We start from the raw sequence: 12384 nt of genomic DNA on the forward strand, positions 1-12384 counted from the left end.
GGTTTGTGTGTAATGGATGGAAGAATCAAATTAGAGTATCTGGATAGAATTAAAAGCATCGATCAAGCGAACAAAACACAAGCTACACGCTGTATTCGAGATATTTTTGATCGATACATGTCAATTAACAAGCATCTTCTGGCATCACAGTTTTGGAACAAGATGGAAGCAAAACAACATGTTTCTGACTGCCAGATACTATTAGAATTAATGGAATATCTGGACAGTAAAAGAAAACAGCAATTGTCTCGGCTGGTGTGTGTGAGCATAGAGTATTGCCTTACGAATCGCTGCAAAATATATGATTTTGATAATTACCTATTAAAGGTGATCCGGCGATTCATTAACATGGAAAAAGATATGAGTGTGATGTTCTGTATATTCTGCATGCTGGATTATTGTCACAACGATATTCAAGATACTTACTATCTTAATATCGTAAAGGCTGGCCTATCAGGAGCACTGCTCGAGTATTATATAGATCTGCTTGGTAAAGTTACGAATCAGAACAAGGAATCTGTTCTTGATGTGATTCGCAATTTAAAGGCCGCTGGTGCACAGCGAGTAGATCTAGAAGAAGCATTAAAATTAGTATGTATATGTGAGTAATGACAGATACAGATTCTGTCAGATATGGAAGTTTAGATTCCCCCCTTCATTTGGTCTAAATAGGAGTTGTTATCCTTAGATCAAGTGAAGAGGGAATTTTTTATAAGGAGGAAATGTATGCGTGCAATCAGGAAAATGGCTATTCTACTAGTGGTTTTATGGGTGTTACTGGTGGTTGTTGGAAATAATACGGCATCTATTAGTGAAGCCATCTGGGAAATTATGAATGCATTTATGCCAGTAGTAATTGTACTCATTGGCATTGGCTTGATGATTCGATCAATTTTTAAGTAAAGAGGAGGTCTTGAAATATGAAGATAAAGAACAAATTTCTGCAGGACATTAAAAATGGCCAGGGAGTGGAACGTCATAGTGTCCTTGATAAGGGCGGCGTATGGATAAAGCCGACCATGGTTTTTGAAATGAAGAAAACATATAACCGCAAGCGCCAGAAGCAGGAATTAAGAAAGATGATGGAATATTAGAACTGCCGAGAGAAAGGGCAAGAAATACTGTAAAGAAGGAGTGGGGTACATGAAAGACAGAAGTACTATGGGACCAATTGAATATATTGCGGAAAGCGTATTTTGGGGCTTGATAAGCATGATTTGGTATAAAAATATTCTTTTTCGCTGTCTTCCAAATCTGACATATGAAACATCCAGGTATGTTCTTTGGAGTATGCTACTTGCTTCGATAGTAGTCTGTTCTGGATATTTCTTTAGAAAGAAAAGGACTGGCTGGAGTGTTTTAGTATCATTACTGTTTCCTTATGGTCTCTATACTATTGGAGCATATTGGAAAACGCTTCAGAACAGAATCATAATCGTGCTTGTGATTTCGACAGTAATATCTTTCCTGTTGGGAATTCTTGTGATGACACGCAGAATTAATCGTAGAAAAAGCTTAAAACGCGTTATTGTGAAAAGAATTCAAAGATGGGCATGTACAACGGGAACCATTTTCTCTATTGCGATGGCGGTGATTGTGGTGCCTCTTCTGTTACAAGGCGCCTTTGGGATGACTCTCTTTAAGTCTAGTGTCGAAGCTAATATTGGAATTGGAACAGAAGAACAAACAATTTCCAATAATATTGATATGGTTTTAAAATTACAGGCAGAAGAATGGTGCTCACTTAGTACAAACGAAAAACTCAACGTACTTCAGTGTGTGGCAAATATCGAGGCACATTATCTAGGGATCTCTAACGAGTTGAATGTAGGTGCTTCCAATTTACCGGAATATACACTTGCCTGTTATTCAGATGCCTCCCATACAATCTATCTCAATCTTGAACACTTGGAAAACGATCCCGTGGATGAGGTTCTGAACTCGTGTTGCCATGAGGCCTACCATAGTTATCAGCATAGGTTAGTTGACGCTTATAATGAAGCCTCTGAAGACGTTCAGAAACTTCGTGTTTATAAGAATACTGTTCATTATGTTGATGAGTTTGGTGCTTATGTGGATGGGTATGAAGACTTCTGTTCATATTATTCGCAGCAGTGTGAGAAGGATGCGCGTACATATGCAGAGGATGCTGTTGAGGATTATTATTCAAGAATAGATGAGTATCTAAATGGCGATTCGGAACAAAAGGATGGGATGGTTATTGGATCTTATTTGAAACAGTATTCAGTGGAAGTTTCACCGGAAGGAGAATTTTTACTGGATCCAGACGGTAACAATATTGCTGGTCCATATCGTAAAGTATATGCTGACGATTTGAAATGGTGCTGGGATGAAACCTGCCGGTATGAGGATGCAAATGGTATGTTAGGATACTTGGCACCCGATGGGAAAGAATTGACTTCAGCGTTGTTCGTTGAAGCATCGGAAATGTCTGATGGAAAGGCTCGGGTTAGAGAAAAGTCCGGAGGCGTGTATTATATTAATTCTTCCTTTGAAAGAATATCTGATGATTATCTAGATGGATTCGAATATGAACATCAAGGCCTTTTTGCCAGAGTTCAGCTAGAAGACAAAACCTGGGGGATAATTGATAGGCATGGTGATCTCGTGCTTGAAGGCGCAGATTCAATTCAACCATTGCCACTTGTTACCGTATATGGTAGTGCGATAATTGGTGGTAAGGCTTGTTTGTTAGAGTTGGATCTTGATACTGCAGAGCAAATCAAAATTGTTAAAGAGTTCGACGAGTTTTGTGAAATCTCAGAAGTGTACTATGGATTGTTTGCAACCGTGATTAATAGTGAGGGCATGATCGGTGTTGTTGATTGCACCGGAGATGTTGTCATTCCAGCTCAATATAAGTCTATAGATTATGAAGTAATCTTTCATGAAGAGTCTGTGTGGGTTGGAGATGATATCGTCTTTCATTGTTATGAAGAAAATGGATTGGAAAAAATTATTGAGAAAAAGTGGTAAGAAGGAAGAAATACAATGAAGAAAAAAATTGTTATTATTAGTGGTTTCTCAGGCGTTGGAAAAGGCAGTGTGATACATCGGCTTATGGAAATTGATGAGTTGGTTTTTAAGGATCAATCAAAGATTTGGCTTCCCGTGTCAGATACTTCAAGAACAATGCGAAATAAGGAAGATAACTATAACTTTGTCTCTATAACAGATTTTCAAAAACGAGTAAATGAAGGCTATTATCTTGAATATAATTGTTATGATGAAAATGGTTACAGAACTCCAAGAGAGCCGGTTCTTGATGCCCTTGGCAAAGGAGAAACTGTCATTCTGGAAATTGACAGAAATGGTATGGAGCAGATCCTGTCAGATGAGCGCCTGATAGATGTGGATATTATTACTATATTTATTTGCGCCAATGCAAATAAATTACAAGCTAGGCTGCTTCATAGAGGAGACGGCAAAGACGATATTTCGCGGCGAATGATCATTGCGTATAACGAACTTAGCCACTTAAGTAAGTATGATCATATATTTATCAATGATGACATAGATAAGACAGCGCTTCGTGTGTGGGCGTTGGTTCATGGACTCCCCGTATCGGATGATGGTTTTAGTGAAGACTTATTTTATCAAGGATAATACTTGTTTCCTTTTGAAGGCAATAGGAGGAATTGCAGCTATGAATATAAGACATAAAAAGTTTGTCGAAACTATAAGACTTAAAATTGATGTGGAGGAAGGGGCACCGAAATCCTTTTCAAATGAATCGGATGAGGACGTGGATACAGATTCTTTTGACCTACAGGCCGAATTGGAAAGAAAGTTTGATGAAATTATTCTTTTGATGAGAATAAGGGCAATTTTCAGTTTGGACTCTGTATCGATAGCAAAATGAAGAATATTAGATATCTTGTTGACGTAGACGATGACAATGTACACTTCCATACGAAATGCTCGTGCAGGTGAACGCATATTATGATGAAGAATGCAGAAAGCTTGAAAATCATATAAGGGAACTTGAGGAGAAATTAGCCTGCATGAAAGCTGAATTGAAGGAAGAAGGTGATGCTGCCTAACGATAATGTATATCATCCAAGCTAAACAGCCATTGCTTTCTTTTCTCTTCCCCCTTAAGAGTTTGAGAATCCTGTTTGGTAAAGTTAAATCAAGGATCAATCAAAACATAAACTATATCAATATTTGAATCATGTCTGTGATCAACTCGATGAACAAAGCGTGTCAGCGCTTCGAGGTGTGTGGTAGGCTCAGTAAGTCTCTGCAAGGATACCTGTAGGGGGCAAGCTGTCTTAGTTTAGTGATAAATTGAGAGGAGATGGAATCATCAACAGCAACACATATCGCAGAACTGTTTGCTTTAAATAGCACGACCCTTCTGGGTGCAGCAATAGACGCCCACTGTGTGGGAATAACCCTATGGGATATCGGCCTGGAAACCGATACGACGGAGGGAATCCAAATAATGCACTTTGCCTTGAAATGAAGAAATTCATGTATAACAGAAGCGGTTGGTAAGAGTAGCCGAATGGCATCATCGGAAGATGGATATTCTCTCTGAATGATCGGTGAATTTAAAGGTAATCAATCCTTTACAGGCTTGGGCATTTGCCAGGGCAAGAAGTTAAGGGTAGCTCCCTGAAGCTCAGACTTGTCTTCCTGTTGGCTGAATATTGAAGAAAAACAGAAGATGTACGGCGAAGGCCGGATCACAGACATGATTGAGGTATTGATGTCATGAGTAAAGGAGCTGAGGAGCTTGGATATGCAGAAACTCCGGTATCAATAACAAATTGGATCTTATTATCTGATTATCTGAAAGAATCGTCAGAAGTGAGGATATTTATGAAGGTTATTAGAGAGTATTCTCTTCTCTTACCCTTATATAAACTCTATGAAATTTTTGCACTGGCAGAGAGGAGGCTGTCAGAAAACGAGTTTGAAGTATTGATTGAAGAACTGTGGAAAAACATCTATGAACTGGAGGTGGATCATTGTTTAAAGAGAAATTATTTGATGCGGCATTAGCTAACAAGGCTGCAGAAATTCCGGTTGCTATTACTCCAAAACCAGGAATGCGACAAGCATTTGCAGAGATGTTAGACATCTTAAAACACTGCAATGATGAGGTGATGTCGTGTGTACCGGAAAGATTTGTCACAATACTGAAAAAACATATGGATCCAAATTGGGTTGTAAATCTTGATTTTTCCAAGGAATTGAAAGACATGGACATGCTGGTTGATACAAGAGTTCTTTTGTACTGGATTCACAGAGATTTTCTATGTTCAGAAACTGAACGGGAACAGATTATTGAAAAGAAAACATTAGAGGCAGCTGCAAGCGGTGAAATATATCCAACCATCTCCTTGTATGAGGTAATGGATATGCTGGGGTGAGCAGGCGGCATTTGCACAGAGAAAGGTGGAATTTTAAATGGATAATACTATTAAGCTTACGGACTCAAATGGACATGATGTGTACTTCGAGTTTCTTGATCTGATTGAGTTCGATAATGAAGAGTATGTTATTCTTCTTCCGATAGATGATACAGACGGTGAAGTAGTTATTCTGAAAATAGAGTCTATAGATGATCCAGATATGGAAAGCTATTGCTCAGTAGAAGATGAATACATACTCAATCAGGTGTTTGGCATATTCAAAGAAAAATTCAAGGATGAATTTGCATTCCTGGAAGATTGAGAAAATTAATTAGAAATTGAAAATGTTGGCATTTTATGCTATACTAAAAACTAAAAAATTGACCCGGTGGCTACAGTAACTGCAAGTTTTTAATCTCTGAACATGGAATCTTCTTTACAATAGAATAAATTCCCCCTTCGGTTATGTGAGAACTGTATGTAATAAAATTCATATTATCAACATTGAGGAGGAGATGTGTCATATGAAGAATACATTTAAAAGTTACATGAAGGAGCCATATGTTCTTGATTTCGGCGAGATGCAGAGGCTGCATGGAGAATTGTTATCTGAAATAGGTAACGACCCTGATGCAATCGAATTATACGATGAGCTCGTTGATATTGCTACAAGATATGCAGCTATCCGTGCTAAATGGGGAAGATTGTCAAGGGAAGAGAAAATGGATACCGATTCTTTAAGAACGTCGCATCATAATTCAGTGATTATCCATTTTAATATGCTTGCAAGATATCTTCGGATGCAAGGGAAAAAAGCTGCGTGGCGCGATGCACTTGGAGATGATGAAGAAAACAGATATTATCGAAAGACGATTGGTGATTTTGGCTGTTACATCGTATTTGTGAATAGTATCTGTGCAAGATAATTTCTAGGAGGTCAATTATGAATTATTACAAAAGCTGGGAATCTTTTGTTTCGAATATCGATGTTATTCCAGACAAACTTGATGGTGAAAAACTGATTCATATGGTATCTGCACTTTCATGTACTCGATCGGAACGTGAATCCTTAGGTAGAGCAGCAAAGGAGGGAGATAAAACTTCTTTAGAGTGCTTTTTAAATGCATATGTTCCGATGATTGTAGGGACTATGAAAAAATATGAACCACGAATTGGATATAGTCGAGACATATTGATGGGTTGTGTAGAAAAACTTCGGGAGAAAGTTGTGAACTCGCTGTATGTTGACAATCTTGAATATAATACAGCTCATTATGTTGACTGGATGGTAAGGAATGAAGTGACCAAATTCATCGCATCACAGGATAAGTGTCCAGAAGAACATCTAGATGATAAAAAACAGAATGAGCCTAAAGTAGAAACTATAGATGAGTTGATTGAAAAAATAAGTGTTTCAATTTCTGATAAAGATCAAGCTGAAAGAATTGAGAAAATGCTTCAGGCTTGCAGAAATGACAGGGAAAGACAACTGCTTGCATTCAGATTTGGGTTGGTGGATGGAGTTCCCAAAACGCTTCAGGAAACGGCAGATAAATTTGGAATTAGCAGAGAACGAGCAAGACAGATAGAAAGTATGGCAATACGGAGATGTGTATCGCATATAAGAAGGAGAAAGTCGCTTGCGGATTTTTTGAATGAATAAAGATTAGGAGGATGCGCATATGAGCATAAAGATAGTTTTCGATGATGAATATGTAAAGAAGGCAATCCATTCAAATTGTCCATGGTTACAATATGAAGAAATAGATATTGCAAATTGTTCGGATCAGAAGATTCTTGATAGTTTGAGCTAATATATTCAGGGAGATTATGACGTGGAATATGTTCACATGGAAAGTCACGATATTGTAGCTGTGGTTGAACGAGACTAGGAGGAGGACGTGCAAATGAGCAAGAAACTCGTTGCATATTTCTCTGCCAGTGGAGTAACCGGCAGAGTTGCTAAGACTTTAGCAGAGGCGGCAAATGCCGACCTATATGAGATTAAACCGCAGATTCCATACACTACTGCGGACCTAAACTGGATGGATAAGAAATCACGTAGCACGATTGAGATGCAGGATAAGGCATCAAGACCGGCAATGGCAGATTGTAATGCACCTGTGGCAGATGCAGACGTAATTTTTGTTGGTTTCCCGATTTGGTGGTATGTGGCACCACACATTATTAATTCCTTCCTGGAGGCATATGATTTTAGTGGAAAGACCATTGTACTTTTTGCTACTTCCGGTGGCAGTGATTTCGGAAGGACGCTGGAAGCATTGGAAGATAGTGTTCGAGGTACTGCACATCTGATGGAAGGGAAAATGCTTAATGGAAAGCATGGTAAGGATGACATGGCAGTATGGATAAAAAGTCTGAACTTATAGTTCATATCAGACAGTAAGTCGAGGATTCTTACGAGAGCCTTCCCTCCCTACTTGGGGAGACTGTCCGAAAACTCGAACAATCTAACCTGATGTAAAATGGTTGATGCACTCATTTATGAGTGTTCAATATAGATTAAATTGCACATTGAAAACTGAATAAAGTACACAGAAATCATGCAGTCATTGCCTAAATATAGTATAATGGAGTCAGTAAAAAAAGGGGTTTGAGGTGTTCTGGTATGCCATATATTTCTGGTTTTGACCGTGATCAGTTGATGTGCTGTTCATGGGATGAGTTTGTAGATAAAGAGAGTATTGCAGGGATAATAGATGCGTTTGTAAACAGTCTTGATATAAGCAGATATGGTGTAAAACCTGTATCTGTTGAAGGACGTCCGGCATATGATCCGAAAAGTCTGTATAAACTGTATATTTATGGAAGCAGAAAAGGAATTCGTTCTTCACGCAAACTGGCAGAAAGCTACAAAGTGAATCTGGAAGTAAAGTGGATGCTTGGATGTGTAGAACCTGATTTTCGTACAATCTCAGATTTCAGGAGAAGCAACATAGACAGTCTGAAAGAAATTTTCCATGAATTTAACCACCGGCTTTCTGGTGCGGTAGAATGGGGATTTTGTTCTGTTGATGGAAGTAAAATTCAGGCCAACAACTCGAAAGATAATAACTTTACAAAAAATAAACTGGATGACCGGATCAAGTGGCTGAATGGTCATACAGATGAATATCTTCGAATACTGAATGAGATGGATGAAGATGAAGAACAGGAGGACAATCCGGAAAAGTTAACACGGGAAATCATTGAAGCTAAACTCAAAGAGGCCCAGGAACGTCTTGCAAGATATGAAGGCTACTAGAAATTGATGGAAGAAACAGGAGTATCACAGCTTTCTATTACCGATGCAGATGCGAAGCTTATGAAAAATAAAAATGGGTTTGGTGTAGCATATAATCCGCAGACAGTAGTGGATTCAAAAACACATCTGATCCGTGATTTCCAGATGACAAATCAGGTAACAGATCATGGGCTTCTAGAAAGTACGATGAAGGGAATCAAAGCAGCGGAACCGGAAACTATTGTAGAAGTTGTTGCAGATAAAGGCTACGAAGATACAGATGATATGGTCAGATGTCTGGAGAATGGAATTATTCCCCACGTGATAACGGGTGATGGAAAAGATGGCTATGAAATAGAAATACCCTACGAAGACTCTGAAGTAGATACAACCAGTGCAGAACCGGAAGACTTAAAAAAGCATTGCATTCAGGAATGATTCCGGAAGCATATAAAGAAGTTATACAGGATATAAAAGTAGAGGAAGTACACCGAAAAGTTGTAGATGAAAAGGCAGAGGTTACTTCGATTTACGGAACACCAGAGGAGATGCAGGAAAAAGCAAAGGAAGGGTATTTTGTCAGAGATTCTGAGAGGAATCTTGTATACTGTCCTGCAGGAGAAATGCTCAGGCAGAAATGTGTTAAGAAAAATGGAAATATCCGGTATGCAAATAAAAATGCCTGTAGACACTGTAAAAATCGTAATAAGTGTTATAAAGGAAAAAATGAATGGAAAGAGATAGATTTTACAAAAGATCAGTTGCAGAAGCCGTGTAAGGACTGGTTAAAAACAGAAGGAAAAGAACTGGAAAAAACGAAAGTTAAAGAAAAATGGCATTATGAGAAAGTAAAGATTGTAAAATTCTTTCTTAAACCAGACCGGGAGAAAATGAGCCAGAGGATGAGTTTGTCAGAGCATCCGTTTGGGACTATAAAACGTGCAATGGGAGCCACTTATTTCTTGCTGAAAGGAATACAAAAAGTGGCTGGGGAGTTTGCGCTCTTTTGTCTAGGGTATAACCTAGAACGAGCTAAAAATCTCCTTGGATTTCAAAAAATGATGGAACTGATGGAACAGGCATAAACCTTTTTCTTTCAAAATGTGTATTTTATTCAGTTTTCAATGTCACAGATGAAAGAAAGGGACTAAATTTATGCCTAATAATCAAGTTTTCGGACGGTCTGTGGGAGGGGGAGGCTTGTTTTGTTTTATTGTAAGAAATTTTTCGATTTTATCGGGAAAACACAAAAATGTTCGATTTATTACATACACCGGATGATTAACTGTATGAAAAAAGGAGAAAGAAAATCATGGCAATGAGACCTGTCTATGAAGTAAAAGAAAACATACCATTTTTTACTGCTGTGAATGTGGAATTTGAGTGGAATGGAGGATTCGCCAAAACTCAGAAACAAAAAAATATCAGAGCACTTCATGAAAACTATCGTGAACGTAGATCCGATAAAAAGGTATTAGAGATTTCAAGTAAGTCTTTACAGGAAGGAGGAGAAGCATTGAGCGCCTTTTTCCTTCCTAAATACGTTCCGGAACTTGATAAGAGTGTACCTGTAGAATGTGTTTTTCAGTCAGGAAAAACATTTATGAATGGAGGGCCATATAAAGATCTCTTATGTGCAACACCGAGAGAGGCAAAAAAGGATGAACGTTTAAAAACTAGCGGAAGACTGAAGTGTTTCATGTTCGATGGCAAGGAATATCCACTCATTCCAAAGACTATTTTTTATGATTACATTTATATAAATGCGCTCCTTGAAAATGAAAAATTGGCAGAGATTGCTCTTCAATATGATGCTTTCACAGATATTGAATTTAATCCGGAAAAGAGTCTTAATTGTCAGGCAAAAGCTTGTGCGACATTTGTTGCTTTATCCCGATTGGGATTATTGAGTCAGGCTAAGGGGTTTGACTCATTCCTTGCATTATATGATCTGGAAATTCCAAAGAAAGCTAAGGAAACTAAAAAGGTTAGTTTGGTGGAGATGGAAAGAACGGAACCAACAAATGTTAATATCCAGGTAGGTGCCATAATTCGCCATAAGAAGTTCGGTGATGGAGTAATTAAGAAGATAGATTCTAAAGTTTTGGTAGCTCATTTTCCAGAAGTTGGAGAGAAGAATCTTGGAATGAACTGGTGTGTCCGAAATTGTGAAATCATTAAGAATTAGGTTTCCGACGAGATTGGAGATATACAACAAAAAAATTATACCGATGAAGGAGCTGGGAATATATGACCAAAAGTATGTTTGAAAATATTCGTGTAGTGGCGGCAGTTAATCGTAATCGTATTTCATATCAGAACCTTGAGTTGATTCAATTAAAATATGAAGTAACAGATATGGAAGAATGCCTTCGTTTCTGTGAAGAGAATAGTATTGAAGTGTATAAAGAAGAGTATGCTGTTGATGCTATTCCCGTAATAAGGAACAATGTGGATACTAAACCTCGAAAAACCTCGGAAGAAATATATCAAAATAAGTTGGCAAAGAGAATAACTCGACGAATTATGTATCTTGGATCAGTCAAAGCTAGAAAACGAGTAAGGGAGCAGGGGCTTCACGGATGGTTATGTGGAACTTACACCAGTAAGATTGCCGAGAGTATATGTTCGAGGGTGAAACATATTTTCTCAGTTGAAGAAATGGAGTTTATAGTAGCGCATCTTGTTGAGGAAAATGATGAGGATAGTATGTTTGTGATGGTTGATGATTTAGAGCAGGAAACTTGTGATTTATTAAATGGAAAGCTAAATGAACTGATCCCAAAGCTACATGTTAATATTTCTATGGTTGATTCATAAATTAATAATTGTGATGAGTGAAAAGGTACACAAGTAGTCATAATGTAACGGATATGATAGGTGTTTCCGGTTGAAGTATTCATGTAGCTTCAGCGGCAGCGTTGGTCGAAAAATTGAATATGGACACATTACTTGTGATTAAGCATGCATAGATAAATAGGAAAGAAGCCTTCGAATAAAAGCAACTTGTTATTCGGAGGTTTTTTGTGGGTGGGAATACTTTGGACACTATGAACACAAGGACGGCGAATAAAGCCACTATTTTGCCTTAAAAATAATGCTGCTTGCCGCCAATGATGAGCGATTGTGTCTTCATTGGTATGAAATGACCTATTAGCAGAGCAAACGTGCAGTATATGTGGCTGAGATATGAGAGCATCACGAATATAATATAAATATAAAGATAGCAAGAAAGGAGGTCAGCCAATGAAAACAGAAGCAGCTTTCAAGAATCGCGAGCGTTTTATCGAGTTAGGTATTGTGATTGCAGCACTGAGAAAACGTCAGGGTTTTTCACAGGATGCACTGGCAACGAAAGCAGATATCAGCAGATCGACGTTGAGTGCAATAGAGGCAGCGAATATGACAAGAATGTTCTCTGTAGACACTCTGTATAAGATTGCAGATGCACTTGGAATTTCGGCGGGTGACCTTCTAAACTATTCGTTACCAGCTTCTAATTTGTGATTAGCGAAGAGATTTAATTGTATCCTGCAATGCTCTGATACTGATTCTGGCTTGATAGATTACATCATGATGGCCTTACTAATATTATATGAAATTATTGACCGCAAGGCTATCAGTTTCGATACTGAGAACCCTTGCGGTTTTCTTTTATACAAAATAATACTTTGGCACAACCGGGGAAACCCGGCGTCGCAAAACTACAGGGCCTGAAATGGCAGCCAGTTGCACTAACGCGGTTAAGCGTAGTAC

Annotated in this window: 19 protein-coding genes and 1 riboswitch; all 19 genes read left to right on the forward strand. The window is 38.3% G+C overall.

The features are described 5' to 3' along the window. The first annotated feature begins 12 nt into the window (after nucleotides 1–12). The 19 genes from ACTNB3_RS02310 to ACTNB3_RS02400 all read left to right on the forward strand — a co-directional run bounded on the left by ACTNB3_RS02310 (nucleotide 13) and on the right by ACTNB3_RS02400 (nucleotide 12135). Entirely contained in the window at nucleotides 13–609 is a 597-nt protein-coding gene (locus ACTNB3_RS02310) for a hypothetical protein (protein WP_441024388.1), read from the forward strand. Between the two features lie 117 nt (nucleotides 610–726). Continuing rightward, nucleotides 727–903 (forward strand): hypothetical protein, encoded by a 177-nt coding sequence (locus ACTNB3_RS02315; protein ID WP_441024390.1) that lies wholly within the window; start codon nucleotides 727–729, stop codon nucleotides 901–903. Between the two features lie 17 nt (nucleotides 904–920). Continuing rightward, complete coding sequence (locus tag ACTNB3_RS02320; protein WP_441024392.1) at nucleotides 921–1094, forward strand: hypothetical protein; 174 nt, start codon at nucleotides 921–923, stop codon at nucleotides 1092–1094. A gap of 49 nt (nucleotides 1095–1143) precedes the next feature. After that, nucleotides 1144–2997: a hypothetical protein gene (locus tag ACTNB3_RS02325; RefSeq protein ID WP_441024393.1), complete on the forward strand. Its 1854-nt coding sequence runs from the start codon at nucleotides 1144–1146 to the stop codon at nucleotides 2995–2997. A 15-nt stretch (nucleotides 2998–3012) separates the two neighbouring features. Continuing rightward, on the forward strand, nucleotides 3013–3627 hold the full coding sequence (locus ACTNB3_RS02330) for a guanylate kinase (RefSeq protein WP_441024394.1): 615 nt from the start codon (nucleotides 3013–3015) through the stop codon (nucleotides 3625–3627). A 40-nt stretch (nucleotides 3628–3667) separates the two neighbouring features. Next, complete coding sequence (locus ACTNB3_RS02335) at nucleotides 3668–3883, forward strand: hypothetical protein (RefSeq protein WP_441024396.1); 216 nt, start codon at nucleotides 3668–3670, stop codon at nucleotides 3881–3883. 857 nt (nucleotides 3884–4740) lie between these two features. Then, nucleotides 4741–5031 carry a hypothetical protein gene (locus ACTNB3_RS02340; RefSeq protein WP_441024397.1) on the forward strand — a complete coding sequence of 97 codons (291 nt, stop codon included), beginning with the start codon at nucleotides 4741–4743 and terminating at the stop codon, nucleotides 5029–5031. Next, on the forward strand, nucleotides 4998–5402 hold the full coding sequence (locus tag ACTNB3_RS02345) for a hypothetical protein (protein ID WP_441024398.1): 405 nt from the start codon (nucleotides 4998–5000) through the stop codon (nucleotides 5400–5402). The genes ACTNB3_RS02340 and ACTNB3_RS02345 overlap by 34 nt, the downstream gene beginning before the upstream one ends. Nucleotides 5403–5439: 37 nt before the next feature. Further along, nucleotides 5440–5706 (forward strand): DUF1292 domain-containing protein, encoded by a 267-nt coding sequence (locus ACTNB3_RS02350; RefSeq protein WP_441024399.1) that lies wholly within the window; start codon nucleotides 5440–5442, stop codon nucleotides 5704–5706. A gap of 202 nt (nucleotides 5707–5908) precedes the next feature. Then, the gene (locus ACTNB3_RS02355) at nucleotides 5909–6310 is read left to right on the forward strand and encodes a hypothetical protein (protein WP_441024400.1); all 402 of its coding nucleotides are present in this window, start codon (nucleotides 5909–5911) and stop codon (nucleotides 6308–6310) included. 17 nt (nucleotides 6311–6327) lie between these two features. Further along, nucleotides 6328–7047, forward strand: a complete 720-nt coding sequence (locus ACTNB3_RS02360) for a sigma-70 family RNA polymerase sigma factor (protein WP_441024401.1) — start codon at nucleotides 6328–6330, stop codon at nucleotides 7045–7047. A 19-nt stretch (nucleotides 7048–7066) separates the two neighbouring features. After that, the gene (locus tag ACTNB3_RS02365; protein WP_441024402.1) at nucleotides 7067–7198 is read left to right on the forward strand and encodes a hypothetical protein; all 132 of its coding nucleotides are present in this window, start codon (nucleotides 7067–7069) and stop codon (nucleotides 7196–7198) included. 93 nt (nucleotides 7199–7291) lie between these two features. After that, on the forward strand, nucleotides 7292–7774 hold the full coding sequence (locus tag ACTNB3_RS02370; RefSeq protein WP_441024403.1) for a flavodoxin: 483 nt from the start codon (nucleotides 7292–7294) through the stop codon (nucleotides 7772–7774). A 239-nt stretch (nucleotides 7775–8013) separates the two neighbouring features. After that, nucleotides 8014–8649, forward strand: coding sequence for a transposase (locus tag ACTNB3_RS02375; protein ID WP_441024404.1), 636 nt, complete (start codon nucleotides 8014–8016; stop codon nucleotides 8647–8649). Nucleotides 8650–8655: 6 nt separating this feature from the next. Next, on the forward strand, nucleotides 8656–9066 hold the full coding sequence (locus ACTNB3_RS02380) for a transposase (protein WP_441024532.1): 411 nt from the start codon (nucleotides 8656–8658) through the stop codon (nucleotides 9064–9066). After that, the gene (locus tag ACTNB3_RS02385) at nucleotides 9063–9713 is read left to right on the forward strand and encodes a transposase (RefSeq protein ID WP_441024406.1); all 651 of its coding nucleotides are present in this window, start codon (nucleotides 9063–9065) and stop codon (nucleotides 9711–9713) included. The genes ACTNB3_RS02380 and ACTNB3_RS02385 overlap by 4 nt, the downstream gene beginning before the upstream one ends. Nucleotides 9714–9940: 227 nt before the next feature. Continuing rightward, a complete protein-coding gene (locus tag ACTNB3_RS02390) occupies nucleotides 9941–10816 on the forward strand; it encodes a DarT1-associated NADAR antitoxin family protein (RefSeq protein ID WP_441024408.1) in 876 nt (291 codons plus the stop codon). A gap of 62 nt (nucleotides 10817–10878) precedes the next feature. Further along, nucleotides 10879–11448, forward strand: a complete 570-nt coding sequence (locus tag ACTNB3_RS02395; protein WP_441024409.1) for a hypothetical protein — start codon at nucleotides 10879–10881, stop codon at nucleotides 11446–11448. A 426-nt stretch (nucleotides 11449–11874) separates the two neighbouring features. Beyond that, entirely contained in the window at nucleotides 11875–12135 is a 261-nt protein-coding gene (locus tag ACTNB3_RS02400) for a helix-turn-helix domain-containing protein (RefSeq protein WP_441024411.1), read from the forward strand. A 156-nt stretch (nucleotides 12136–12291) separates the two neighbouring features. Then, a riboswitch (cyclic di-GMP riboswitch) is annotated at nucleotides 12292–12365 on the forward strand. The last annotated feature ends 19 nt before the right edge of the window (nucleotides 12366–12384 follow it).

This window comes from Bariatricus sp. HCP28S3_D3, assembly GCF_052065755.1.
In the GTDB taxonomy this organism is placed as follows: domain Bacteria; phylum Bacillota; class Clostridia; order Lachnospirales; family Lachnospiraceae; genus Allocoprococcus.